The organism is Pseudomonas sp. NGC7, from assembly GCF_047159675.1.
GTDB classification, from domain to species: Bacteria; Pseudomonadota; Gammaproteobacteria; order Pseudomonadales; family Pseudomonadaceae; genus Aquipseudomonas; species Aquipseudomonas kermanshahensis.
Genome location: NZ_BAAFZY010000001.1, coordinates 2,963,064 through 2,987,385, shown reverse-complemented (window position 1 = coordinate 2,987,385; position 24,322 = coordinate 2,963,064). Strand labels below are relative to the sequence as shown.

At 56.9% G+C, this 24,322-nt stretch carries 26 protein-coding genes; 25 read left to right on the top strand and 1 reads right to left on the bottom strand.

Going from position 1 to position 24,322, the window contains the following annotated elements; translation table 11 throughout:
• Position 1 precedes the first annotated feature (1 nt).
• From ACMCNM_RS13430 to ACMCNM_RS13330, 21 genes are all read left to right on the top strand, one after another.
• On the top strand, positions 2-868 hold the full coding sequence (locus ACMCNM_RS13430) for a gallate dioxygenase (RefSeq protein ID WP_412764587.1): 867 nt from the start codon (positions 2-4) through the stop codon (positions 866-868).
• A 9-nt stretch (positions 869-877) separates the two neighbouring features.
• Positions 878-1,237, top strand: a complete 360-nt coding sequence (locus tag ACMCNM_RS13425) for a protocatechuate 3,4-dioxygenase (protein WP_412764586.1) — start codon at positions 878-880, stop codon at positions 1,235-1,237.
• Between the two features lie 18 nt (positions 1,238-1,255).
• Complete coding sequence (locus tag ACMCNM_RS13420) at positions 1,256-2,323, top strand: Rieske 2Fe-2S domain-containing protein (RefSeq protein WP_412764585.1); 1,068 nt, start codon at positions 1,256-1,258, stop codon at positions 2,321-2,323.
• Positions 2,324-2,333: 10 nt separating this feature from the next.
• Positions 2,334-3,317 (top strand): PDR/VanB family oxidoreductase, encoded by a 984-nt coding sequence (locus tag ACMCNM_RS13415; protein WP_412764584.1) that lies wholly within the window; start codon positions 2,334-2,336, stop codon positions 3,315-3,317.
• A gap of 135 nt (positions 3,318-3,452) precedes the next feature.
• Positions 3,453-4,835 carry an MFS transporter gene (locus ACMCNM_RS13410; protein WP_412764583.1) on the top strand — a complete coding sequence of 461 codons (1,383 nt, stop codon included), beginning with the start codon at positions 3,453-3,455 and terminating at the stop codon, positions 4,833-4,835.
• An 18-nt stretch (positions 4,836-4,853) separates the two neighbouring features.
• Entirely contained in the window at positions 4,854-5,573 is a 720-nt protein-coding gene (locus tag ACMCNM_RS13405; protein WP_412764582.1) for an alpha/beta fold hydrolase, read from the top strand.
• Positions 5,574-5,638: 65 nt separating this feature from the next.
• Positions 5,639-6,544: a transporter gene (locus ACMCNM_RS13400; protein WP_412764581.1), complete on the top strand. Its 906-nt coding sequence runs from the start codon at positions 5,639-5,641 to the stop codon at positions 6,542-6,544.
• 18 nt (positions 6,545-6,562) lie between these two features.
• Entirely contained in the window at positions 6,563-7,000 is a 438-nt protein-coding gene (locus tag ACMCNM_RS13395; protein ID WP_412764580.1) for a nuclear transport factor 2 family protein, read from the top strand.
• A gap of 51 nt (positions 7,001-7,051) precedes the next feature.
• Complete coding sequence (locus ACMCNM_RS13390; RefSeq protein ID WP_412764579.1) at positions 7,052-8,077, top strand: AraC family transcriptional regulator; 1,026 nt, start codon at positions 7,052-7,054, stop codon at positions 8,075-8,077.
• Positions 8,078-8,324: 247 nt separating this feature from the next.
• Positions 8,325-9,761, top strand: a complete 1,437-nt coding sequence (locus tag ACMCNM_RS13385) for a carotenoid oxygenase family protein (protein WP_412764578.1) — start codon at positions 8,325-8,327, stop codon at positions 9,759-9,761.
• Positions 9,762-9,877: 116 nt separating this feature from the next.
• Positions 9,878-11,284, top strand: a complete 1,407-nt coding sequence (locus ACMCNM_RS13380) for an aldehyde dehydrogenase family protein (protein WP_412764577.1) — start codon at positions 9,878-9,880, stop codon at positions 11,282-11,284.
• A gap of 75 nt (positions 11,285-11,359) precedes the next feature.
• Positions 11,360-12,526, top strand: coding sequence for an OmpP1/FadL family transporter (locus tag ACMCNM_RS13375; RefSeq protein ID WP_412764576.1), 1,167 nt, complete (start codon positions 11,360-11,362; stop codon positions 12,524-12,526).
• Between the two features lie 197 nt (positions 12,527-12,723).
• Entirely contained in the window at positions 12,724-13,461 is a 738-nt protein-coding gene (locus ACMCNM_RS13370) for a hypothetical protein (RefSeq protein ID WP_412764575.1), read from the top strand.
• Positions 13,462-13,574: 113 nt separating this feature from the next.
• Positions 13,575-13,790, top strand: a complete 216-nt coding sequence (locus ACMCNM_RS13365; RefSeq protein WP_412764574.1) for an AlpA family transcriptional regulator — start codon at positions 13,575-13,577, stop codon at positions 13,788-13,790.
• Between the two features lie 2 nt (positions 13,791-13,792).
• Positions 13,793-14,647, top strand: a complete 855-nt coding sequence (locus ACMCNM_RS13360) for a ParA family protein (RefSeq protein ID WP_412764573.1) — start codon at positions 13,793-13,795, stop codon at positions 14,645-14,647.
• Positions 14,648-14,650: 3 nt separating this feature from the next.
• Positions 14,651-16,189 (top strand): ParB family protein, encoded by a 1,539-nt coding sequence (locus ACMCNM_RS13355; RefSeq protein WP_412764572.1) that lies wholly within the window; start codon positions 14,651-14,653, stop codon positions 16,187-16,189.
• A gap of 16 nt (positions 16,190-16,205) precedes the next feature.
• Positions 16,206-16,757, top strand: coding sequence for a DUF2857 domain-containing protein (locus ACMCNM_RS13350; RefSeq protein ID WP_412764571.1), 552 nt, complete (start codon positions 16,206-16,208; stop codon positions 16,755-16,757).
• Complete coding sequence (locus ACMCNM_RS13345; RefSeq protein ID WP_412764570.1) at positions 16,751-17,968, top strand: STY4528 family pathogenicity island replication protein; 1,218 nt, start codon at positions 16,751-16,753, stop codon at positions 17,966-17,968. Before ACMCNM_RS13350 ends, ACMCNM_RS13345 begins: the two co-directional genes overlap by 7 nt.
• A 151-nt stretch (positions 17,969-18,119) precedes the next feature.
• Entirely contained in the window at positions 18,120-18,875 is a 756-nt protein-coding gene (locus ACMCNM_RS13340) for a PFL_4669 family integrating conjugative element protein (RefSeq protein ID WP_412764569.1), read from the top strand.
• Positions 18,872-19,366: a DUF3158 family protein gene (locus ACMCNM_RS13335; RefSeq protein WP_412764568.1), complete on the top strand. Its 495-nt coding sequence runs from the start codon at positions 18,872-18,874 to the stop codon at positions 19,364-19,366. The genes ACMCNM_RS13340 and ACMCNM_RS13335 overlap by 4 nt, the downstream gene beginning before the upstream one ends.
• Positions 19,367-19,371: 5 nt before the next feature.
• Positions 19,372-19,800, top strand: a complete 429-nt coding sequence (locus tag ACMCNM_RS13330; RefSeq protein ID WP_412764567.1) for a single-stranded DNA-binding protein — start codon at positions 19,372-19,374, stop codon at positions 19,798-19,800.
• Positions 19,801-19,893: 93 nt separating this feature from the next.
• On the opposite strand, the gene ACMCNM_RS13325 is transcribed toward ACMCNM_RS13330, so the two are convergent.
• Complete coding sequence (locus ACMCNM_RS13325) at positions 19,894-20,121, bottom strand: hypothetical protein (protein WP_412765923.1); 228 nt, start codon at positions 20,119-20,121, stop codon at positions 19,894-19,896.
• A 141-nt stretch (positions 20,122-20,262) separates the two neighbouring features.
• Here ACMCNM_RS13325 and ACMCNM_RS13320 point away from each other — a divergent pair, with 141 nt between their 5' ends.
• From ACMCNM_RS13320 to ACMCNM_RS13305, 4 genes are all read left to right on the top strand, one after another.
• Positions 20,263-20,607 (top strand): helix-turn-helix domain-containing protein, encoded by a 345-nt coding sequence (locus tag ACMCNM_RS13320; RefSeq protein ID WP_412764566.1) that lies wholly within the window; start codon positions 20,263-20,265, stop codon positions 20,605-20,607.
• Positions 20,608-20,704: 97 nt separating this feature from the next.
• The gene (locus tag ACMCNM_RS13315; RefSeq protein ID WP_412764565.1) at positions 20,705-22,672 is read left to right on the top strand and encodes a DNA topoisomerase III; all 1,968 of its coding nucleotides are present in this window, start codon (positions 20,705-20,707) and stop codon (positions 22,670-22,672) included.
• A 742-nt stretch (positions 22,673-23,414) separates the two neighbouring features.
• Positions 23,415-23,945, top strand: a complete 531-nt coding sequence (locus ACMCNM_RS13310; protein ID WP_412764564.1) for an STY4534 family ICE replication protein — start codon at positions 23,415-23,417, stop codon at positions 23,943-23,945.
• A gap of 67 nt (positions 23,946-24,012) precedes the next feature.
• On the top strand, positions 24,013-24,270 hold the full coding sequence (locus ACMCNM_RS13305; protein ID WP_014753670.1) for a hypothetical protein: 258 nt from the start codon (positions 24,013-24,015) through the stop codon (positions 24,268-24,270).
• Positions 24,271-24,322: the final 52 nt, after the last annotated feature.

The window sequence follows — 24,322 nt, the reverse complement described above, 5'->3', positions numbered from 1 at the left end:
GATGGCGAAAATCGTTGGAGCCATTGGTACCTCGCATGTGCCAACAATCGGTGTCGCTTATGACAAGGGTAAGCAACAGGATCCGGCATGGGCCCCCTTGTTCGACGGCTACAAACCGGTTGCCTCTTGGCTCAAAGACAAAAAAGTCGATGTACTCGTATTTTTCTACAATGATCACTGCACCACTTTCTTTTTTGACATGTATCCCATGTTTGCGCTGGGGGTTGGCGAACGTTTCCAGGTAGCTGATGAGGGAGCTGGCCTGCGTCCGCTGCCGCCTATTCGAGGCGATGTGGCCCTACAAGCGCATATTGCTGAATCACTGGCAAACGATGAATTTGACATCACAATTTTCCAGAACAAGCCAATCGACCACGGCTGTGCAGCGCCTTTGCCGTTGCTCTGGCCACATGAGCCTGACTGGCCAGGCGTGGTTGTACCTATCGCAATCAACGTCCTGCAATACCCGCTCCCAACCGCTCAGCGCTGCTATCGACTAGGGCAAGCAATCCGTAAAGCGGTCGAAAGCTACCCGGAAGACCTGAACGTTGTCGTCGTTGGTACTGGCGGTCTATCGCATCAGATTCACGGAGAGCGCACCGGTTTCAATAATACCGAATGGGATATGGAGTTCCTTGAACTGCTTCAGCATGCGCCAGAAAAGCTGACTCAGATGACCCATGCCGATTACGTACGTCTGGGCGGCGCTGAGAGCGTAGAGCAGATCATGTGGTTAGCTATGCGTGGAGCTGTAGAAGGCCCACTGAATAAAATTCATCAAAATTACTATCTAGCTACGACCACTGCCATGACGGTCGTACTTTATGAAACTGTAACTGAGACCGCAGACGCGCAGGCTATAGCCTAAGGAGTCATAATGAACCCGCAAGTTATTGGCATGCAGGACTTAGGCGGCACCTACGTCTTTGATCTTCGAGTCAGCAATAAGGCTCTAGAACTCAATCGCTTCTTTTGGAACATGATTACACCTCAATGGCGAGAGCGCTTCCTCGAAGACGAGGAGCAACTGATGACCGACGCCGAATTGACAGAGGCAGAGAAGGTTCTAGTTCGTGCTCGCGACTGGCTTGGGCTTGTTCAATACGGGGCGAACTTCTTCGTGGTCGAAAAATTCGCACGCGTTGTAAAACTCACCAACATGCAGGTATACGCCATCATGCGCGGGGAATCGTTGGAAGACTTCCTTAAAACGCGCCGTGTTCCAGAAATGCGCTGACAAGAACGAGGCCTGATCATGAACAATAAAAATACTCCACAGACGTTCCCGCTTAACGCTTGGTACGTCGCCGCCTGGGACGCTGAAATTGGCCGGCATTTGCTCCCGCGAACCATCTGCGGTCAGGACATCGTCCTGTACCGGAAGCTGGATGGCACTGCGGCGGCCTTGGCGGATGCCTGCTGGCACCGACTGGTCCCACTGTCTGTTGGCAACCTGGTCGGAGACGACGTGGTCTGCGGCTACCATGGGCTTCGCTTCAATGCTACTGGACGTTGCACCCACATGCCGTCCCAGGAAACTGTGAACCCCGCAGCATGCGTACGCTCGTACCCAATCCAAGAGCGTCACCGCTTCGTTTGGATTTGGCCTGGCGAACCTACCCTTGCGGATCCAGACCTGATCCCTGATCTGGGTTGGTTCGATGATCCAGCTTGGGCTGGGGACGGACGTATGACTGCGGTTGAAGCTGACTACCGATTGGTCATTGATAATCTGATGGACTTGACGCACGAAACGTATGTTCATGCGTCGTCCATTGGCAACGAAGCACTGGCCGAAGCGCCTTTCGAACCCAGCCATGGCGCTAAAACCGCAAGCATTACCCGCTGGGTTCTGAATGAAGAGGCACCACCCTTCTGGGCCGCTCAACTGGGCAAGCCTGGTCCTGTTGACCGTTGGCAGTACATCCATTTCCTGGCGCCGGCCATAGTAGTACTCGATGTAGGTGTTGCCCCAGCCGGTACCGGCGCACCACAGGGTGATCGTAGCCAAGGTGTCAGCATGTGGGTTGTGCACATTCCAACTCCGTCTACGGAGAAGACCTGTTACTACTTCTGGTGCCATCTGCGCAACTATCGAATCCATGAGCAAGGTCTCACTCGACGCATCATGGACGCCGCTGGTGGGATCTTGCGCGAAGATGAAGACATCATTGAAGCCCAGCAACGGGCTCTGAATAAAAACCCTGATCGCGACTTCAATAACCTCAACATTGATGCTGGTTCGTTGTGGGCTCGTCGGCGAATCGACGACATGATCCAAAGCGAAAACAACACTCGCATTCCCGTCGTATCCGTCGCGTGAGGGGCTGACCATGAGAAATTTGACGACTTGGGTAGACGCCCAAATAACGGCGGTGAAGAACCTGACCCCCACCGTTCGGGAAATCCAAATTGCGGCACCAGACCTGGGTGCCAGTGCTCCTGGCGCGCATGTGAACATTCAGGTGCTGATTAATGGTCGACCAGATCACCGCTCCTATTCGGTAGTACGTCCGCTTGATAGCGGTGGCGTCGTAATTGCAGTCAAACGCGTACCAGACAGTCGCGGCGGTTCAGCGTACATGTGGGGCCTGGAAGCCGGGGCTCGCGTGAAGATCACCCCTCCAGCTTGTGACTTCGAGCTGTCCCTCGGTGCTCCCGACTACTTGCTTGTTGCCGGTGGAATCGGCATCACTCCTATCATACGCATGGCTGAGGTCCTGGTAGCGCGAGGCCACCGCCTTCGTATGATCTATGCGACTCGCAGCCGTGAAGAACTCGCCTACCTGGAGCCACTCAAGGAGCTGCTTGGGGCTGCGCTTATCATCTGCGTAGCAGATGAGGGTGTATTCCTAAATGCCACGGAAGAGATTGGCAAGCTCGAACAGAACGGTGAACTGTATATCTGTGGGCCATTAGGCTTGATGGATGTGGTACGCAAAGCATGGACCGAGCACGGTCGCAATCAGGCCAACATTCATTACGAGACTTTCGGCTCAAGCGGTCGCCATCCAGCACAGGAATTCACCGTTCGCGTACCTCGCCTTGGCGTTGAGGTGGTAGTCCCCAAAGATCGCTCAATGCTTGATGTATTGAACGAAGTCGGCGTAGAGGTGCTCTCCGACTGCCGTCGCGGAGAATGTGGCCTGTGTGCCCTGGACATCAACGCAGTAGCTGGCGAAATAGACCACCGAGATGTGTTCTTCAGCGAAGAACAACATGCTGAGAGCAAAAGGATGTGCGCTTGCGTGTCTAGGGTTGCCGGCGGCTGCGTCACCATTGACCCTGCATGGCGTGGCGACCCAGTTTTGCGTTAACGGTAATTGGCACCACACATAAAAGTAAAAGATTTGCGGGTTACACCGTAACTAGCCCTTCAGGCCAAAGTTCTGAGGAGAGTATTACTTCGGCCTGATTCAGCTAAAACCTTACGTGCGCTTGAGTAGATAATAATGACGAATACTACTACTGCTAGTTATCAACAATTAAAAAATGGTCCGATGCGGCGTTTCCAGATGGGAATTGTCGCCATATGCATGCTCATCGCTGGCCTTGATGGTTTTGACGTATTAGTTGTTGCCTATACTGCTCCCGCTATTTCCTCCGACTGGAATTTGGGACCGACCGAAATCGGGCTGCTGCTCAGTTCGGGATTGGCGGGCATGGGCTTGGGCTCGCTTTTTGTGGCACCTTTAGGTGATAAACTGGGTCGGCGACCAGCAGTAATTATCTGCATGATCATACTCTGTCTTGGCATGCTGGTTTCATCACTGACTCAATCCACCGCCGAGTTGGCGTTGATGCGCGTAATTACAGGACTAGGGATCGGCGGTATTTTGGCTAATATCAACATCCTAGTCAGCGAATATTCATCTGATAAACGGCGACCACTCTGCATTTCGCTGATGGCCTTGGGCTATCCGATCGGAGCGACCTTGGGCGGGCTACTCGCCGTGTTTCTGATCGAGCACCACGGCTGGCGGTCGGTATATGTTTTCGGAGGAGTCGCTGCTGCTACCCTATTACCTGCCGTGCTCTGGTTGATACCTGAATCCTTAGACTATCTGTGGGCTCGTCGCCCTGCCGATGCGCTCGCAAAGAGCAACGCCATTCTACGGCGACTGCAACTGCCTCCACTGGATGAGCTTCCAGAACATGATACTCATACCAAAGAAAGTAATATTAACGGTTACTCTGCTTTAATAAAAAACCAATATGCTCCAGGCACACTTGCGGCTTGTGCAGTCTATTTCTGCGTTATGCTCACGGCTTATTTCCTGCTGAGTTGGATGCCCAAAATGCTCACCGAGTCCGGTTTAAGCGGCTCAGTGGGTATATCGGGATCATTACTCATGAACCTGGCGGGAGTCTGCGGCTGTCTGCTTTTCGGAGTGTTCGCATCACGGATGGGCTCTCGAAAATTAGCCGCAGCCTTTATGATCGGACTGTTTGGTACAGCGGTGATTTTTGCAGCCGTGCCTGCGACTGCCTCAGCCTTGTTATTTGCTGCACTTGCCGTTGGCTTTTGCTTGTACACGTCAATCAACACCCTTTATGTACTAGTACCTCAGGTTTTTCCGATCACGCTTCGTAGCACCGGCACCGGCCTCGCAATGACTGTAGGACGGTTAGGTGCAGTTACTGGCCCTTACATCGCGGGCGTCCTCATGTCCGCCGGATGGTCACGTCCAAGCTACATATTTGCCCTGGCCGTTCCGATGCTTCTCGCAGCCGCTTGCCTTTCGTTTCTGCGCCCAAGCGTAGAGCGTCCGCATTCAGACACCGACTCCATAGTGTCGAATTTGAATACTGCTGGCACTGAAACCGTGAAATAAAATAGTGCGGAGAAACTAATGAAAACCAAGTTATATCTTTTGTCTGGACTACTGTGCGACAGCACGGTTTGGCAGGCTCAACTCGATGGCCTGGCGAATATCTGCGACGTGGAAGCGATCGACTTCCAGGGCTTCGACAGCATTCCCCTGATGGCTGAACACGTTCTGGGCCGAGCCCCTGAGCGTTTTGCTCTGGCAGGGCACTCCATGGGGGCTCGTGTCGCCTTGGAGATCATGCGCATAGCCCCGGACCGAGTCGAAAGGCTCGCGTTGCTAGACACTGGCACTCATTCGGTAAGAAGTGGCGAAGCGCAATCTCGTCAACAACTGTTGGACCTCGCGCAAGAGCAAGGAATGCCCGCCTTGGCAAATCAATGGCTGCCGCCAATGATGAGCCTTACAAACGCGGCACGTGCAGAGCTTTGGGAACCATTGCGAGAAATGGTTTGCAGAATGAGCCCTGCTACCTTCAAGGGGCAAATCAATGCGTTGCTGAACCGCCCCGATGCGAGCGAAGTCCTTGCGCAGCTTCGTTGCCCAGTCCTCATTGGAGTCGGGGCAGAGGATCGCTGGAGTACTGTGGCGCAGCACGAGCAACTTGCCGATAGCGTCAAGCATGCAGCCTTTGAAGTTTATCCAGGCGCCGGCCACATGGCTCCGTTTGAAGCGCCCATAGTAGTAACAGAGTCGCTTCGCAGGTGGATGCTCTTTAATCCTAACTATACGTATAGCAGCTAATCAACCGTGTAAAGGCAGAGCCAATACTCTGCCGCTCAAATAAAAACAATAATCGAGTACCGACAATGAATTTCAAGCCAACACCTAATACCTCGCTTAATCGTGCACTTTTAAACTCCTTGGCTTTCACTGTCGCAGCCTTTAGCTCGCTGCCAAGTTTTGCAATCGACGTTTCTCCAGGAGCCTACATCCCAGCACCAGCAGGGAAAACTATAGCCATGTTTTATCTAGGGGCTGGAGAAGCATCAGAGTACGATCCTGCTCACGGCTCTAAAATTGATCATGACACTCGCCTAAAAACTGAATCATCCTTACTTCGCCTTTTTTATATGCTGGACGTCAGTGAGACACGAGTACAACTGCAAGTCGGTATTCCATATGGTTCGCAAGACTTGAAGCTCAATGGCCGCAAAATTGGAGATGCTACGGGCTTTGCTGACCCATTCGTTGCCGTAACCGCTTGGCCTATCAATGATCCCGAAAAGAAGCGCTATGTGGGTGTCACCGGATATTTGTATTTGCCGCTAGGATCCTATGATAACGATCATTCGCTTAATATGGGCAGCAACCGTTACGCCACGGCTGCTCAAGTCGGCTACTCAGAGACCTGGGGATCGTGGCGCGCAGATATCAACGCCGATGTGACCATCTACTCAGACAACGATAAGTCTACAGTAAATCGTCATACACTAAAGCAAGATCCAACCTACGTCTTGCAGCCTTGGCTCAGCTACACCTTTCCTAACAAACTCACCACTTCAGTTGGTGTGACAAAGACTTGGGGCGGTGCCTCAGAACTGAACGGACTTGACACTGGGCGGCGAACCAATTCGCTGCGGGCTCGCTTGGGTGTCGGTTACTGGGTTCGACCTACAACTCAATTATATGGGGAGTTCGCTCGTGACGTTGAGGTCACGGGTGGATATAAATTTGATCAAACTGGTTTTATCAGGCTCACTCAAGTTTTCTAATCATTCAGGTAATTAAGCATGATCACTTCTGAAAGAATTGAAGCACTACTGGCGGAGCGCGAATGCGAACGCCTCATCACGCAATTTGCAATGCTGAACGACGCTGGTGATTATGAAAGGATCGCTGAACTCTTCACTGAAGACGGTGTATTCTGCCGACCTAGTACTCCGGACGTGGAACTCAAAGGCAAAGCGGCGATTCTGGACGCCTTCCGCAGTCGGCCGCCCCGGCTGAGTCGTCATTTTGTGTGCAATACCCAAGTGACATTGGAATCGGCAAGCGAAGCCACTGCGACGAGTTACATTCTGCTAGTGGCGGCGCCTGGGCTGGAGGAGCCAGCCATAGCGGTCGCCCCTCATCTGATCGGACAGTTCAAAGATCGCCTCAAACTCCTAGAAGGGGTCTGGCACTTTAGCGAGCGACGGGGATCTTTACAGTTGCAGATGCCTGGCTAGCTCAGGGGTTGTGTAGGAACGCTCCTGATCGGCTGTGGCCTCGATCGTGGTATGCTTGACTCACGTAATCGCCTCCCTTTGGGGGGCGATCACCAGCGTACTGAGCACATCGTGCACATTGCTGAAGGTGTCGACATGATTGTGACTAATGAATCGAAGAGCGTTTGGAGCACTGAAGCAGTCCGCCCCAATCATGCGCTTGAATATTGGTGCCAAGCTGTCGGCCAAGCGATGTATGGCGTGGATATTTCCAGCAAGGACAAGCATTTCTACGGCAAATTGGAGCAGTCTTATCTTGGCCCTGCTCTTGTCAGTCGCTTGACCACTGGCGAACAGAAAGTGATATGGGCGCCCGGCTCACCTGCTGATTCCAATGTGGCGTATTTCGATCTATTCCTACCCTTATCAGGAAGTGCCACATTCGCGCAAATTTACCATGAAGGCAGGCTGGATGAGGGGGATTGTATTATTCTCGATCGCCGTAAGCCATTTCAAATTGCTAACGATGAAATGCGGGGCGTCCACCTGGCGATCCCCTGTAACTGGCTGGACGTGTGGATTCCAGACTCCAAGACCGTAGTTGGTAGGCCAATACGCGGGAGCATCGGTTGGGGTAAAGTGCTGACTACCCTACTCGCGCAGATCGCTGCGACTCCCCCTGGCGATCGACAGAATTTGGGATCGGTCATGGCTGAACATTTCGCCGCACTGCTTTCATTGGCCGTGACTGAGCAGCATCATATCGATCCTATTGATGCTAATGATTTATATTCGCGAGTGATGCGTTCGCTTCGTAACATGGCGTTTGATCCTGAGTTCTCTCCGGAAAAGCTTGCGTTCAGCTTGGGCGTTTCAAAGCGATATCTGCATCATCTCTTCGCAAAACAGAGCACCAGTTTTGGTCGAGAGCTGCTCGAAGTACGATTGGAAAAGGCTTATAGCCTTTTGGTGGATACCAGCTTCTCTAGGCTGAGCATCGGTGACATCGCCTCCCGATGCGGCTTCCTGGATCAGGCTCATTTCGCGAAGCGATTTAAGGAGCGCTACCTCCAAACCGCTTCAGCAGTTCGCAGGTGACATTCTCCAGCTCGTGGAGTCGGCTCGCAACGCTGCCGGAAAGCTGGCCAAACAGCGCACTGTCAGCCAAAACACAATGCACTCCTAGACTAACGGTCCGACACGTTTGTGCCTTACCGTTTAATCAGCCAAGGTCAGTATTAACTCTACTCATAGTAAAGACACACCTACGCTAGTAGAGCTATGACCGCCTAGCGCTGATGATTTAAATACCGATTCTCCAACAAAAAAAATAATTGGAGGTAGCATGTCTAATAACAAATATCCAGACCATCCATTTCTGAAAGGAAACTTTCGCCCAATTACTGCTGAGTGCGATGCGCCGGCGCTGATCGTGCGTGAGGGTGAAATCCCCGAAGGTCTTAACGGTACTCTCTACCGTAACGGTACTTCGGCAATGTTCCCACCCTTGGGTGATGACCATCACTGGTACTTGGCTGAAGGCATGATTCACGCCATTCGTATCGAAAAAGGTCAAGCGTCCTATCGAAATCGCTGGGTCAAAACCGAGCAATACAAAGCACAGCGCGAAGCTGGTCGACGCCTTATCTCAACGTCGATGAACGAACCTACCCCTGAGGAAAATGCAGTCGTAGCACCGCATTTCGCAGCAACCCACGTTCTTTATCATGGTGAAAAGCTGCTTGCGCTTGATGAATGGTGCGGCCCTGCGGCTCTGGACGGTGACACTCTTGAAACTACCCATGCTGACTGGACGTTTGAGGGTAAACACCAAGGAGCATTTACCGCCCACCCTAAAGTCGATCCAAAATCCGGCGAAATGTTGGGTTATGGTTATCAGGCAACAGGGTTCGGTTCTAACGACATTACCTTCAGCGTGGTGGACGCGAGCGGACAGCTAATTCGTCACGACCGCTTCAAAGCTCCCTTTTGCCCAATCATGCATGATTTCGGGATCACTCACGAGCATGTGATTTTCCCAATTTTCTCCGCGGACATTAGCGTAGATCGAGCAGCAAAAGGGGGCCCCCTCTGCGCCTATAATCCTGAGTTGGGTACCCATTTCGGTATTCTGGCTAGGAATGCAAGCATCGATACCATGCGCTGGTTCAAGGGGGATGCCACCTACGCGTATCACACCATGAACAGCTTCACGGAGCATGTAGGTGGGCGCACCTTAGTTCACCTAGATATGCTGAAGACACAAGCCGTGCCACTTTTCCCATTCCTCTCTGGGGAGATAGCACCTTGGCTTCAAGGTGAGAAAACCAATGGCCTTCTGGTCCGCTGGACCTTCGACCTTAGCGACGACAAGGACTCCTACAGCGAAACCGTTCTCACGGATATGCGCGGCGATTTCCCTGTGGTGGACGATCGTTACGTCGGCCATAAATATCGCCATGGCTTCTTCCTGGGCCAACAAGGGCCGCTGGTGGAAGGCGCATTCTTTGACACAGTCTGCCATCTCGACTTGGAAACCGGCGTGCGGCGCGATTACTATCCTGGAGAAGGTGAGTACTATCTCGAACCAATCTTTGTCCCCCGCTCGAAGTCAGCGCCTGAAGGAGACGGTTGGTTAGTAACAGTAGCTTATAACGCGAAGCGTAATCTGAGCGACTTCGTGGTGTTCGATACCGTAGATATTACGAAAGGTCCAATTGCCAGGGTTGAACTCCCGACTCGGGTTCCATATGGCTTCCATGGCAGTTGGCGCCCCCTGTAAGTAATCGCGATAGCTAAATAAGCCACTTGCTGGCCAGGTAGATGACGATAGGTTCGCACTCATAGCGGAGCGATACGCTCACTGTCAGGCCGGCATCTTTTATTAGGAATTACTACATGAAGTTCAAGCTGCTTATCGGCGGAAACCTTGTACGAGGAGCAAGATCGCTTGATGTGATCAATCCAGCAACAGGTCAGGTATTTGAGCAATGCGCAAGGGCTGACATGCAGCAATTGGAAGATGCTGTGAGCACTGCTCATTTCGCGTTTCCCACATGGTCCCGAAGAACCACTGATGAAAGAGCCTCGTTTCTGCTGAAACTCGCGGATGCACTTGAGGCACGCCAAGATGAAATGGCCACCCTGATTACACTAGAGCAGGGTAAACCCCTGAGTGACGCCGTCTGGGAGGTTGCAGGCTCCGTAGCTTGCCTCAGGTACACTGCGACACTGGATCTCCCTCTGCGCACTCTGCGGACCTCCGAGAATGAGAGAATCGTCGAACAACGAGTCCCGCATGGCGTCGTTGCCACCATTACCCCGTGGAACGTGCCGCTCATTCTTCTGGTGATGAAACTGGCCCCTGCCCTTCTGGCCGGTAATACTGTGGTTTCCAAACCGGCCCCGACTACTCCACTGAGTACGCTTCTTCTCGGCGAGATCGCGGTAGACATTCTCCCTGCTGGTGTTTTCAACACCATTGTCGATGACAACGACCTGGGTTCCGCTTTATCGGCTCACCCAGATATTGCGATGGTATCTTTCACAGGGTCCACAGCTACCGGAAGAAAGGTAATGGCGACGGCTGCTGGAACGATAAAGCGGGTGACGCTGGAGCTTGGGGGCAACGACCCTGCAATTTTGCTCGAAGATATCGACATCGATGAAGTCATACCAAAAGTATTTGCTGCGGCCATGATCAACAACGGTCAGGTTTGCCTAGCAGCCAAGCGCATATACGTTCCAGCTTCGATCTATGAACCTGTTTGCGCAGCTCTCGCCAAACTCGCTGAGAACGCAGTAGTCGGTAACGGGCTGGAAAAAGGCGTTCACTTCGGTCCAATCCAGAACGCACAACAATTTGAGAAACTGAAAACCTATTTGCGAAATGCTCACGATTACGGCGTGGTAATCGCTGGCGGAAATGTGATAGATCGTCCAGGTTACTTTATCCAGCCTACTGTGGTACGTGACATTGAAGATGATGCCGCAGTAGTACATGAGGAACAATTCGGACCAATCATCCCAGTGCTTTCCTACGATGCCTTGGAAACTGTGATCGAAAGAGCGAACAACAGCGAATTCGGTCTGGGCGCTACAGTCTGGTCTACTAATATCGATAAAGCATACGACGTCGCCTGCCAGCTCACAGCTGGGACGGTCTGGGTGAACCAACACTTGGCAATGCCGTTCGACATCCCAGTGGGTGGGGCAAAACAATCTGGCCTGGGCGTGCAGCAGGGTATTAAAGGCCTGGAGGAGTTCACCCAGCTCAAAATCATCAACATGAAACTACAAGCATAATTTCTCGCATAGCTTTGATATGCGCAGTAAATCAAAATACAAATGCCATAACAAAAATAATATGGAGGCAAAAAAATGCGTGCACTCTATTCAGTCGTACCAGCCTGTTTACTTATGTCTGTGGCCGTTAACGCGCATGCGACTAATGGGAACCTCCTCACTGGCAACGGTCCAATCGCCTCAGGGATGGGAGGCGCATCGGTTGCCTTGCCACAGGATACCACAGTCGCGGCCAACAACCCCGCGGGCATGGCGTTTCTCGGTAATCGCATGGATTTGTATGGGATTGTCATCCGCACTGAGACCAAAGCGACGTTTGGCTCAGAAAGCAACAAGTTCAAGTCAGACGCAACCGTACCCGCCCCTGGATTTGGTATAAACTACGAATTCGCTCCACAATGGAGTGTAGGACTCTCAGTGTATGGCGCTGGCATTTCTTCTGACTACGGGAAAAAAGTAGCACCTATTCCTGGAATCGGTGATGCACGAGCTAGCTTGACTGTTGTCAACACAGCTCCAACTATAACTTATAAGCCCACCGAAAATCTGGCTCTTGGTGCTTCAATAATCTTTGGTGTCGAGCAGTTTCGAGCTGGCGGCATTGCAGCTGTTATGCCTACTGGGGATGTAGTACCGCTAGAGAATCACGGCAATTCCTACGCGACTGGCTGGGGATTAGGCCTCGGCGCACTTTGGCAGATCAACTCGCAATTTTCGGCTGGAGCATCCTACTTCACTGAAACTAAATTCTCAAAACTCAACAATTACAAAAACGATCTACTGACTGAAAGTGACGGTCACCTGAACGCGCCCTCTCGATATGCTGTTGGTGTCGCTTACAAGCCCAACCCGGATTGGAAGATTGCGTTAGATTACGAGCGCATACTTTGGTCGGAGGCTGATGGGTTCAACATACCCAACTCATTCAACTGGCGTGATCAGGACGTCGTTCGCTTCGGTGTCTCGTATCAAGCTTCGTCACGCTGGACAGTTCGCGGAGGCTATATGTACGCTAACGCCCATTTGGATTCTGAGCACACGCTAGCGAACTTCTACGCCCCTGGAATCAACAGCGAAGCTTTTACCGCTGGGGCAAGCTATCTCACGGACAACGGGAATTCCGTAAACTTTGCTTTTGAGTACAATATACCGCGCACCATCGACGGAAAAGGTGCAAGTACGGGAACTAACATACATACAAACTTTCAAGTTTATAGTGTAGGTTACACCCTGCATTTCTAATAAGCTCGAAGCTTTGCAGTTGTCGGTCGGAATGACTGCGTCACGAGAGGAGGCTTCGCCACCTAAGCATTCCCACGATTCGCGGTCACACACTTTTGATCCTTAAAGATCTTTCGCAAAGCGGCTCGCTCGACAGAGGGCCCAACTACAGCCCCTGCCAGCGATTCTAGGACGAACGCAGCAGGAGGCTGTGTGCCATGATCACGATAAGAAGCTCCTACCATCCCATCGACGTCGCGATCTTGTGGTGTGATCTCTCAGAGCACGAAGACGAAATACTCCAGGTCGACTTGTTACAACCAGGCAGCCTGCGAAAACATTTTCCGCAGTGGCCTAATCTGCACAACTATGTCGAATGCATCTACGACGCGATTCTTAGCGGCGAATTGCCGGCAACCTACCTAGGGCAGCCCATTACGTCGGACAGTCACCTACATCGAGTGTACTACTCCATTCGGCGCACAGACCTCCTGATCTGGTTCGTACGTAGCCTGCCTGATCAAAGGCCTGCCTTTCTCTTTGCTCAAAACGCTGATCACTCGGGATGCGTCAGCCTGAATGCGCATTTAGCCAAGCAAGCCGAACTCGACTATGCCTTGCGCTCGCTTGAACGGCTGCAACAAACCTTTGCCTCCACCGCCGATGAAATGGCAGCCCTCTCCACGCTTAATGACAAGCTGAAAGCACGACTCGAGTCGCTCGGCGTCCCGTCCGAAACCTCCGAAGCCATGCAAAACAGGCTGATCGGCGCCATGCTCGAAACCACGCTCGGGAAGAATCAAAACGGCAAGCAGCAGTCAATCTATTCTAGCCAGGCAGCGTTGGTCCAGGCTATTTTGCTGCGTTTTCCCGGTGTGGATGGTCTGAGCAAAAGTACCATTGATCGGCGATTTGCCGACGCGCGCCGTCTTATAGCCCAGGTAAAACGGGGCTGACGCGACATTGTCAGGCAATGTCCAGCATTGCCTGACAATGTTTTTCGTCCTGTCCCGACCTTCACTGACTGTCACTTCCCACCACGCGCCACTCGGCGCTACGGAGTGACATCATGCAAACGATCAGCCCTGCCCCTCTGCCAGCCAACCGCCACATCATGCGCCGCGATGAAGTGGAGCAGAAAACTGGCTTCAAACGCTCGCACATCTACAACCTGATGAAGGCCGGCCAGTTCCCTCAATGCCGGCGCATCGGCACACGTGCCGTCGGCTGGGACTCATTGGAAATCGAACAGTGGGTCCGGGACCGACTGTCCAAGAGGGACTGACCATGAACGTCCTCTCGCTGATCTCGACCAAGGGCGGCGCGGGCAAGACTACTGTCGCCGCCAACTTGGGCGGTCTGCTCGCCGATGCCGGCCTACGTGTCTTGCTGCTGGACCTGGACAGCCAACCTACCCTGTCCAGCTACTACGCCCTCGCCGAGTCCCGGGATGCCGGCAGCTACGAACTGGTTGCCCAGCGAGTGACGGCCCCCGAACTGGTGATCTCTACCACCGTCATCCAGCACCTGGACCTTATCGTCTCCAACGACCGTGCCGGCCACATCAGCACTCTGCTGCTGCACGCGGCCGACGGCCGTCTACGTCTGCGCAACTTGCTGCCGGCCTTCGAGGATCACTACGATGTGCTGATCATCGATACCCAGGGCGCGCGCAGCGTGGTTGTTGAGATGGTCATCCTCGCCTCCGACTGCGCGCTGTGTCCGGTGCCACCGGAAATGCTCGCCGCGCGCGAGCTGCGTCGTGGCACGCTGGGCTTGTTTGTAGAGTTGGAACCCTACCGTTACTTAGGCGTCGCACTGCCGATGGTGAAGTTGCTGCTCAACCAGGTCAACGCCAATCGCCGCGATACGCGCTTGATCATGCATAGCCTGCAAGGCTCCTTTCAGGCTGATCCTCATGTCACAGTATGCAACACGGTGATCCCCGACCGGGTGGCCTATCCCAATGCTGCCTCGCTCGGTCTCCCTGTGCACCGCGTGGAGGCCTCTGCTCCGCACGGCAGCAGTAGCCTCTGCGCCGCTGAGGTGATGCGCGGCTTGGCCCGCGAGTTGTTTCCCCAATGGGCTGAGCAGATCGGCCACTGCCGAGCGCAGGATCCCTCGCGGCGGATCGGAGGATGAGTGATGAAGCCGCCGACCTCCGAAGACATTTCCCGTCAACTGCAGCAAGCGCACTTTCCGCAGACCTATAGCCGTGACCTCGCAGCGGCCCCCGCCGGTGACACACCGATGGTGGTCAGCCTTGAGCAACTGCGGCCATACGAGCTAAACCCGCGTGTGGTTCGCAACCCGCTGTATGACGACATCAAGGCCTCTATCCGCGAGCGCGGGCTCGATCAACCACCCTCCATTACCCGCCGTCCCAATGAAGCGCACTTCATCATTCGCAACGGCGGTAACACCCGTCTGAGCATTCTTGGCGAGCTGTGGCAGGAAACGCGCGAAGAGCGTTTTTTCCGTATCCATTGTCTGTTCCGCCCTTGGCAATCGGAAGCGCATGCCTTGCTCGGGCATTTGGCCGAGAGTGACCTGCACGGCCAGTTGACGTTTATCGAGCGGGCCCTCGCGGTGGCGAAGCTCAAGGAGATGTTTCAGCACCGCGACACCCGCCTCACCCAACGCGAGCTCGCGACGCGCCTGAGCGAGGGTGGCTATCCCATTTCGCAGTCACACATCAGCCGCATGTTCGACGCGCTCGAGCACCTGCTCCCCGTGATTCCGCAGGTGCTGTATGCGGGCCTGGGCAAACCTGCCGTCGGACGCCTGATCAGCTTAAGGCGGCGGGCTGAGTCGATCTGGAATCAGTACTTCGGCAGCCCCGACCAGTTCTCGCCGCTGTGGTTTGAAGTGCTGTCAGCGTTCGACGGTGAGAAGCCCGAGCTGGATACTAATGAGCTGCAGGACGAATTGATTGCCAGGATGGCAGTGAGCCTGGAGCAGACACCTCGGCTACTGGCTCTGGAGCTGCACCAAGAGCATCGTCCTTCACGGCCTCCAGCGGACAGCCCCCATGTCCCTCCAAATAATCGAGCTGGCGAGCCTCCAATACCGCCGTCGATACTGGAACATCCACCGGAGACGTCGACTGCAGGGTCAAAGCCTGAGCCCGAGCAAGCTGGTGAAACTCAACTGCCGCAGCAAGCTCCACGCTTACCTGGAATACGCCAGGCGCTGGGTGACGAGCCGTTGCCAAACAAGCCTCTGGAAGAGCTCAAGGATGCTCCGGTTCTGGTCGGCGCGGCTCCATCAGCCCCAGCGTCACTGGATACCAGCAGCACCTTACGCGCGAGCTGCGCCGCCCTTGCCGCCGAACTTGCCGCCTATGCAGACGCTGGCGATATGATCAGTCCGCTCGAGGACGACTTGGGCTTCACCCTTTCACCGGGGCATGGCGAGCGTCTAAGCCCCCGGCACACTGGTATCCAGCTGCTGCTCTCGGCCCTGCTACGCCTACAGGACGACGTGACCTGGAAGGAACGCAAGCAGTTGCCCGCAGCGCTGTTTGGTCAGCTGCTGATCGGCGTCTACGACCTGCCCTTCACCGACCGCCCAGCCCTGACGGTGGGTCTTGAACGACTACCTGATACCCAGCTGGAACAGCTGTTCACGCTGATCCGTCACGCCCGGCAGTTGATCGAACTAACGCTGTCGTCCACTCGATAACGTGAGGAGCCACCTCATGAGCACGACTTTCAATCTGTTGAACCATGCCATGTTGAATCAGGTGCTGCATGAGCTGCGCCATGGCCGTCTGCAGCGTTGTAAGGCCCTGGGCCTGGCCGATGAAGACATCGAGGTGCTGCAGTCGCTGCCGCCGACCACCTTGTCCCACCTTGCGCACTCGTCGATCGCCTGGGTCGAAGTGAAGGTCGACATCACCGTGTTACGACGGCTGATCGTGCAGGCCGAACGCGACGAACAGAACGAGCGATTGATCAATCGTGCACTCAAATTGGGCGCGAGCTCCAACATCATGTACCGCTGCTTCGGCCTGGACCATTCGGAAACCGCGCTGCGCCGCCGTGTGCTAAAGATCGAGACGCACCGCGGTCGGCCGGTCCAGCTCAGTGAAGCGCAGGAGCATGCGGTGTGGAATCGCTGGAGCCAGTTGCGCACGAAGGATCCGGACAACGATCCGTTGGACACGATGATGATGCTGGCCGAGGAACAACAGATCAGTCTGACCCTGGTCTGGCAACAGGTCGAACTGTACGGAGGCACTCCATGCTGAGCTTTTACGAGGTCGACTGGCAGGACGTGGTGCGCCAGTGCTACGACGCCCTTCGGCGGCGAAACGAGTGGTACGCGGCGCATGGCAAACTGGCTGTTGCCACCGAGGAGCGGGACGTGCGGACGATCTACTACGGCGACAACAACCCGCTGCCGCAGACCTTGTTGCTGGACCGCCGGCTGACGCCCCTGGAGCGTAACACCTGGCAGGTGCTGCGCTGGCTGATCACTGAACGCAAGGTCAAGACACCACGCTACCAGGACCTGCAACCTTACCTGGCGACCAGTCCCTGCGGCACCCAGGCCTCGCGCGAAACCATCGCCCGCGCACTCAACGTCTTACGCACTACTCGCTGGCTCAGTCTGGTGGAGCGCGCACGGGATGCCAACGGCTGCCTGCGTGGTTGCGTCTACGTACTGCACGGCGATCCGCTGACCGCAGCCGAGCAGCTAGAACTGGACAGCGGCTATGCCGCGCTGCTGCAACAGAACCTCTCCCATGCCACAAAAGGGGTTCGAGACGTCGCGCAGCATGTGATCGCGGAAATCCAGGCCGACCCGCAAGTCGCTCAACTCGACAAGGACAGGCTCGGCTCGCTGTCGCCGGTTCAACAGCAAACGCTGCCGCTGATGAGCGCAGAAGCAGCCCCAAAGAATTCCGAACCAGGCGCAGCCGACCCCGTTCGGAATTCGCAGGTTCCGGCAATAAATCCCGAACCCTGCGGCAAGGCACCGGATTTGCCTGCCATTCGGAATGCCGACGCTGGCCGTACAGTACAGAAAGATCAAAGCAAAAAAAGTACGGTACTGGCGCAGGTAGAATTTGGTCGTGCGTGTTGGCCCGAGGATTTACCGCTGAACCCGAACGAGCGGCGCATGGCCTCCCAGGCAATGCGTCAGCTCGAGCCGGAACAGCAACAAGCGGTGATCAATGAAGCGGCGGTGCGCTGCGCCCGCGGTGAGATCCGAAAACCGGTCGCCTACCTGATGGGCTTGATCAAGCGCGCCTGCCAGGGCGAGTTCACCCTGTGGGCTGCACGTAGCGAGGAAGAGAAATTCTCGACCCCTCCTGCGCGCCCAACCAAGCCTGCGTCAGAGGAACCTCTCCGCGAACGACCGAAACGCGGCGGTCAGCGCACCGTCTCGCCACTTGCCCTCTCCTGCCTGGAGGAACTGAAACAACGTTGCCGAGGGATCACTGCGGCGACATAGAGCTGGAACTCGGTGGACATAATGCCGATGCCATAGAATCCAACAACGTCCACCCTTCTGGAAATGTGACCGCACCACCTTCGCGATGATTCGCGTCGCCGGTCAGAGTTAGGCCCATCGTCGGCGTCACTCCCACGGCGAGGTACTGGCGATGGTCGATCACTACCAACTCAACCTGGGCTCCCTGCGCAGCAGCATCACCCTGACCCTGCACACCCATCATGCGGCGCGGTTGTGGCAGGGGCGCAGCGGCCGCGACGGCGTGCACCCGATCCTGGGCATGCCCGGTTACATCAGCGTCACCAACCTGCTCAAGCACGCCAGTAGCCAGGGTGATCCGTACGCGGATTGGTTCATGCTGCAACTGGAGGAAAAGCTGCTGCAGGCCAGGTTGGACATGGCCACGCTGACGCAGCAAATGAGCCGCGTGGAACGGGCCCTGCCCACGCAAGTCGATGTCGGTGACAACCTCAACATCCACCCCGTCACCCTGCCGCTGTTCATCGGCAGCCAGCTGGGCTTTCTCGCGATCTACCTGCTCACCGACTACGACACCCTGGTCCGGCGGGTGCTGCTCGCCCACCACACGGCGCTGATCGGCCGGGGCGACATGGAGTCCTGGATCGATGGCGGCGCCCATCTGCTGCGCAGCCTGTTTGGCTTGGCGCAGCGCTACCGTCTGGCCGGGGTGAGTCGCGACGACATGGCCGCCAACAACGCCCGCGCCCGCGAAGCCATCGACAAGTTCGGCATCCTGCCGCAAGACGTTCTCGAAGGGACGCGCCGCTCCCAGTTCGCTCCGCCGATCGCCCGCAGCAATGCGCCGTCGGAGATCGAAGGCCCGAATCAGCCGGAGGCCGAGGAGCAACCCACCCCGGACGTCACCGTTGAAGGAGGTGAGGCATGACCTTGGCCGAAGCCATTGCCCGGCGTCTGTCAGCCGATGCCTATCGCCAGTTCGCACACGGTGCCTCCCTAAAAGGCCTTTTAAAGCCTTTTAAGGGTAAGGGGGAGCTGCAGCAGTTCGCCGAGACGATCCTGCGCTTGCGCACCCAGGTCGCCGAGTTGATGGCGGTGATGCTGGCGATCATCGCCCAGCCACCCTTCTCGTTGCTGGACCTGCGCCTGGTCGTCCAGCACAGCGCGACGGGCACCGATTTCCTGCGCTGGCGCAGCCCGGATTTTCAGCGCATGGGCGTGCAGGTGTGGCAGGAGGCGATGGTTCAACCGCACCTACACCCGGAACTGCGGCAGGCGTTGTACCAGCTGGAGACCAACCGCGTGGTGCTGAACCTGCAGATGAGCAGCCTGCAGTCGTTGTATCGCCAGGCTATCACTGGTGCCAGCAAGCTCGAGGCCGCCGAGCTCGCTCTTACCCGTTCCCCCACCGAGGAGTAACCCGCATGAGTACTTTGTTTGTTGGTGAAGGTAACATCGGCAGCGTGCCGGAGTACCAGGAGTTCAATACCAACCCGGATGAGCCGCGGCGCCTGCTTCGGCTGAATGTGTATTTCGACAACCCGGTACCGCGCGAAGGCGGCTACGAGGATCGCGGCGGCTATTGGGCGCCCGTCGAGCTCTGGAACCGTGACGCTGAACACTGGGCCACGTTGTACCAGAAAGGCATGCGCGTCCTGGTCGAGGGCCGCACGGTCAAGGAGGAATGGGAGGACAGCGAGGACAACGCCCGCGTGACGTTCAAGGTAGAGGCGCGGCGCATTGGTATTCTGCCGCACCGCCTGGCCTCGGTGACCATGCGCGAGAAAGCCAGCGACAACGTCAGCACCTCGCGCAAGGGGGGAGGCAAGAAAGCGCCACGCAAGTCCGGATAAGTGCGTGGTACTCAGTGGAGTCACCGCCCGCAGCGCGATATCACTGTAACCATGCAGGCAGTTCGGCGGGCAACACTCAGTGCTGCCATTGGTTCACTCTCGCCGGACGCTCTTGCGCCGCTTATGTTCCAGCATTTGCTTCACTTCCGCCAAGTACTGGTCCAGGGCAAGGAATGCCCGCCAGTGCAGCGGACTCTCCTGAACCCAGGCGACTAGCCGGGCCCGAGCCTGCTCCTTGTCCGGTTCCAGATGGGTGGCCATGAACAGCTCGTAGGCCTTGATCGCTAACGCATCTGCCTCACTCTGGTGGGTTTCGTGCAAGTTTGTTGCCTCCGTGGTGACGGTCGAGTCATCCATTTTTTATCGGTGATACGCCTCGATGAGTTGTTAGTCAACCTTTAGAGTCGTTCATATCTTTGGGGTGCTGTTCGACCATATAAGTCGAATTGGAGAGCGCCCCCATTGCCCGTGAAAGAGCCTAGTCCACATCACATTGGTCGCCAGCTGGCGAAGTATCGTCGTGCCCGGCATTTGACCCAGGCGCAGGTAGGCGAGCACCTGCAGATCTCCGGCGAAGCGGTATCGCGGTTGGAGCGAGGTTTCGTTGAGCTCTCGGTATCCAAACTGCTGCAATTGGCCGACTTGTATGGCTGCCCCGCCGATGAGCTACTCCTGGCAATCAGCCCTCGCCCGCAAGACTTGGGCGTGCAGATCAACGCGATCATCAAGGAGCTCAATGAGGCGGATAAGCAGTTCGCCCTGGACTCTCTGAAAACGCTGGCCAGCCACCTTGCGCAACGCAAGTAACACCCACCCGCCGATATGAGCGCGGCACCTTCGGATTTACCCTGGCGCTTCGCAACCGCACCTCCACCCTGTCGGTACCCACCGAGAGGGTCCGTGTATGCGCCTGTTCATCTGCGAAAAACCATCCCAAGCCCGGGACATCGCCCGGGTGCTGCAGGCCAGCAATCGCGGTGATGGCTGCCTGAAGGGTCGGAACGTCACCGTCACCTGGTGCGTCGGCCATCTGCTGGAGACCGCTCCGCCTGAAGCCTATGGCGATTACAAACGCTGGTCGCTGGACGACCTGCCGATCATTCCCGGCCGCTGGCAACTGGTAGCCAAGCCCAATGTCGCCAGTCAGCTCAAGGTGATCAGCCAGCTGCTGCGCGCCTGCAGCGAAGTAGTGATTGCCACCGACGCCGACCGCGAAGGCGAGATGATCGCACGGGAAATTATCGAGCGTTGTCGGTACCAAGGGCCGATTTTGCGCCTGTGGCTATCCGCGCTGGATGAGGCGTCGATCCGCCAAGCCCTGGGCGCCTTGCGTCCGGGGGAGCAGACCTTGCCGCTGTACCACTGTGCGCTGGCCCGCTCTCGTGCCGACTGGCTCGTGGGCATCAACCTGAGCCGGCTGTTCACCCTGCTCGGCCGCCGCGCCGGTTTCGATGGCCTGCTGCCGGTGGGGCGCGTGCAAACCCCCACCTTGCGCCTAGTCGTCGAGCGCGACCGGGCGATCGCCAGCTTTGTGCCGCAGCCATTCTGGACCGTCGATGCACACCTGGAGCAGGACAGGGTCCGTTTTCACGCGCGCTGGCAGGCCCCGACCGCAGTCAGCGATGCGGCTGGACGCTGTATCGACGAAACCGCCGCGCAGCAGGCGCTCAGGCGCCTCACTCAAGCTGGCACCGCGCAGATCGACAGCGTCGAGGTCGAGCGGGTGCGCGAAGGCCCGCCGCTGCCGTTCGACCTGGGCACGTTGCAGGAGATCTGCTCGGCCAAGCTCGGACTGGGTGCACAGGAGACCTTGGCCACCGCCCAGGCCCTGTATGAGACCCACAAGGCAACGACCTACCCGAGGACGGATTGCGGTTACTTGCCGGAGAGCATGCTCGATGAGGTGCCGCGCGTGCTTCACGCCCTGGCCGCCTCCGCACCCTCGCTGGGGGCAGTGCTCAAGGAAGTCGACCCCAGCCGCCGCTCCCGTGCCTGGAACAGCAGCAGGATCACCGCGCACCACGGCATCATTCCCACCGCCGTCACGCTGGATTTGGCGCAGCTCTCCGAGCGCGAGCGGGCGGTTTACACGCTGATTCGCGCACGCTACCTCGCGCAGTTCATGCCCGAGCACGAGTACCTGAAAACCCAGGCGCTGCTGCACAGCCAGGCAGATCAGCTGGTGGCGCGCGGCAAACAGATCCTGGTCCGCGGCTGGAAGGTAGTGATCAACGAGGCCGACGGCACCGAGCCGGCCGAACAGGCCCAGCGCTTGCCGACGTTGCGTGAATCCGCGACGGTGGCGCTGATCGACGCCACGCTCAACGCACAGCGCACGCAACCGCCCAAGGCCTACACCGAGGGCACGCTGGTCAAAGCGATGAAAACCATTGCCAACCAGGTGGCCGATCCGCGGCTCAAACAGAAGCTCAAGGACAGCTGCGGGCTCGGTACCGAGGCCACTCGCGCGGCCATCATCCAGGGGCTGATCGATCACGGTTACCTGACCAAGAAGAAACGCAGCCTAGCTGCCTCAGCTGCGGCGCATACCTTGATCGAAGCGGTGCCGCCGGAGGTGGCCGATCCGGTCATGACCGCGCTGTGGGAGCAGGCGCTGGACCGCATCGAATCGGGCCAGCTGAGCGTCGAGGCCTTTCTCGCCAAGCAGGCGGAGTGGCTGACCCGACTGGTGCGCAGTAACGCCACACTCACCCTGCGCCCGCCCCCCAGCAAGGGGCCGTTCTGCCCGGTGTGCCGCAGCGCCATGCACCAGCGCAAAGGTCGCACCGGCAGCTTCTGGTCGTGTATCCGCTACCCCGAATGCAAGGGCACCAAACCGGTGGCCAAGACCAAGCGGGCGAAAAACACATGACTTGACGGCACACCACAGCGCTGGTGTAGTGATCTGGCCCCTCGCCGCTTGGCGACCTAGACCGATTCGCTCCGGGCAGCTCGGTCAGACTCCTAGAGTTCGGAGCCACACTTCAGCGCATCCGCGGATGACTTCTCAGCGTTCCGAGTCTCCCAGGTGGATGACCCGTGCGGCTTGTACCAGGCCATAGGGGTCATCCGCTTCGGCGACGATGCTCAGCTCCGGTGCCCGCCGGCGAAACACTGGGCACCTTTTGTGCGCGGATGCGTGCCAGTTGATTCCGACCCAGGCCACGACAAGGGTCGGTTGATCCAGATGGATCGGCAGTGGAGGTCTGCGACGAACTCCGGTGCCACATCGCCGGGTCAAGGGTGGTCCAACTCTTCCTAGCCCGATGACCGTCGGGCTATTTTTTCGCCGCCGAGAATCCACCGAAAGCCACCCGATTCCGCCCGCCCAGACCGCCTGCAGACCACGGTTGACGGGCCTTTTGCAGCGTTTTATAGATGAGCTGCACCTCGCTGTCGTTGGCAGCACCCAGGTAGCCAGGACCTTCAAGGCTACGCCCATATCGGGTGGTTCTTACCCAAAGTGCGACTCGCGCTCGGCAGCTCGCACGGTCACCGTCCCATCGGTGATGAGCGTCTTCTCGACCGATCATGTGTTTGCACCTCCCCTTGCGGAACTCACCAGCCGCCAGGGCCGGTGGATGTCCGCGTTTCTGCTGAACAGGAGCTCCATCATGACGACTGCAAGCAATAACGCCCCCACCACCTACTTCAACCTGCACACCCAAGGCATCGGTTACCTGAACCGTGTTCGCGAAGTCCCGGTTCGCCGCGGCCAAGCGTTCATGGCCTGTGACATCGCTGCCTTGCACGGTGCCTCGGACGACGTCGAGTACACCCGCTTCGACTGCAAGGTCGCCAGCGGTGAAGCCGACCGGCTGATCCGTGAACACCTGGAAGACGTCCGCGCTGAACGCAAGGTCCTTATCGCGTTTCGCATCGGCGACATCTGGGTCGATCCGTTCATGTACGAGAAAGGCGAACGCAAGGGGCAACCCGGCGCCAGCCTCAAAGGCCGACTGATCTTCATCGAGTGGATCAAAGTCGATGGCCAATTCAGCTACCGTGCGCCAGCGCGCACCGACGCCGCCGCCCCTGAGGCAGCTGAATCAGCAGAGTCGGAACAGGTGGACGGTGACGATGACCAAGGCCAGCCAACTCCACCCGCTGCACGCAAATCCACCGCCGCACGCCAGTCTGCTTGAGGCAGGTTGACCGCACGCAGCAGGCGCTCTTATGAGCGCCTGTTGTTCATTCACGTCGGAGGTTGCCATGGAAAGCTTCTGGCTCTGCGAAGACTGCCTGCAGGCGGTCGCCTACGACGACTTCAGCGCGCTGTCGCTGTACTACAGCGAGGCTGAAGTCGAACACCGCATCGCTCACATGCGCGCCCAACTGCAAGCCCTGCTACCGCTGAGCGCCGATTTCGATCCCCATACCGGCGCCGGTATCGAGGCCTTCTCGATGCAACCGTGCGAGGGCTGCCAAAGCCCGCTGCATGGCACGCGACATCGCTTCACGCGCCTTTGATCACGCACTTAAACCAGCCTGGGGCACTCCCCCACGGGGCGCTCCATCTGCC

Excerpts from the sequence above, each read along its gene's own strand:
- ACMCNM_RS13430 (WP_412764587.1), top strand. The coding sequence starts at position 2 with ATGGCGAAAATCGTTGGAGCCATTGGTACCTCGCATGTGCCAACAATC.
- ACMCNM_RS13425 (WP_412764586.1), top strand. The coding sequence starts at position 878 with ATGAACCCGCAAGTTATTGGCATGCAGGACTTAGGCGGCACCTACGTC.
- ACMCNM_RS13420 (WP_412764585.1), top strand. The coding sequence starts at position 1,256 with ATGAACAATAAAAATACTCCACAGACGTTCCCGCTTAACGCTTGGTAC.
- ACMCNM_RS13415 (WP_412764584.1), top strand. The coding sequence starts at position 2,334 with ATGAGAAATTTGACGACTTGGGTAGACGCCCAAATAACGGCGGTGAAG.
- ACMCNM_RS13410 (WP_412764583.1), top strand. The coding sequence starts at position 3,453 with ATGACGAATACTACTACTGCTAGTTATCAACAATTAAAAAATGGTCCG.
- ACMCNM_RS13405 (WP_412764582.1), top strand. The coding sequence starts at position 4,854 with ATGAAAACCAAGTTATATCTTTTGTCTGGACTACTGTGCGACAGCACG.
- ACMCNM_RS13400 (WP_412764581.1), top strand. The coding sequence starts at position 5,639 with ATGAATTTCAAGCCAACACCTAATACCTCGCTTAATCGTGCACTTTTA.
- ACMCNM_RS13395 (WP_412764580.1), top strand. The coding sequence starts at position 6,563 with ATGATCACTTCTGAAAGAATTGAAGCACTACTGGCGGAGCGCGAATGC.
- ACMCNM_RS13390 (WP_412764579.1), top strand. The coding sequence starts at position 7,052 with ATGCTTGACTCACGTAATCGCCTCCCTTTGGGGGGCGATCACCAGCGT.
- ACMCNM_RS13385 (WP_412764578.1), top strand. The coding sequence starts at position 8,325 with ATGTCTAATAACAAATATCCAGACCATCCATTTCTGAAAGGAAACTTT.
- ACMCNM_RS13380 (WP_412764577.1), top strand. The coding sequence starts at position 9,878 with ATGAAGTTCAAGCTGCTTATCGGCGGAAACCTTGTACGAGGAGCAAGA.
- ACMCNM_RS13375 (WP_412764576.1), top strand. The coding sequence starts at position 11,360 with ATGCGTGCACTCTATTCAGTCGTACCAGCCTGTTTACTTATGTCTGTG.
- ACMCNM_RS13370 (WP_412764575.1), top strand. The coding sequence starts at position 12,724 with ATGATCACGATAAGAAGCTCCTACCATCCCATCGACGTCGCGATCTTG.
- ACMCNM_RS13365 (WP_412764574.1), top strand. The coding sequence starts at position 13,575 with ATGCAAACGATCAGCCCTGCCCCTCTGCCAGCCAACCGCCACATCATG.
- ACMCNM_RS13360 (WP_412764573.1), top strand. The coding sequence starts at position 13,793 with ATGAACGTCCTCTCGCTGATCTCGACCAAGGGCGGCGCGGGCAAGACT.
- ACMCNM_RS13355 (WP_412764572.1), top strand. The coding sequence starts at position 14,651 with ATGAAGCCGCCGACCTCCGAAGACATTTCCCGTCAACTGCAGCAAGCG.
- ACMCNM_RS13350 (WP_412764571.1), top strand. The coding sequence starts at position 16,206 with ATGAGCACGACTTTCAATCTGTTGAACCATGCCATGTTGAATCAGGTG.
- ACMCNM_RS13345 (WP_412764570.1), top strand. The coding sequence starts at position 16,751 with ATGCTGAGCTTTTACGAGGTCGACTGGCAGGACGTGGTGCGCCAGTGC.
- ACMCNM_RS13340 (WP_412764569.1), top strand. The coding sequence starts at position 18,120 with ATGGTCGATCACTACCAACTCAACCTGGGCTCCCTGCGCAGCAGCATC.
- ACMCNM_RS13335 (WP_412764568.1), top strand. The coding sequence starts at position 18,872 with ATGACCTTGGCCGAAGCCATTGCCCGGCGTCTGTCAGCCGATGCCTAT.
- ACMCNM_RS13330 (WP_412764567.1), top strand. The coding sequence starts at position 19,372 with ATGAGTACTTTGTTTGTTGGTGAAGGTAACATCGGCAGCGTGCCGGAG.
- ACMCNM_RS13315 (WP_412764565.1), top strand. The coding sequence starts at position 20,705 with ATGCGCCTGTTCATCTGCGAAAAACCATCCCAAGCCCGGGACATCGCC.
- ACMCNM_RS13310 (WP_412764564.1), top strand. The coding sequence starts at position 23,415 with ATGACGACTGCAAGCAATAACGCCCCCACCACCTACTTCAACCTGCAC.
- ACMCNM_RS13305 (WP_014753670.1), top strand. The coding sequence starts at position 24,013 with ATGGAAAGCTTCTGGCTCTGCGAAGACTGCCTGCAGGCGGTCGCCTAC.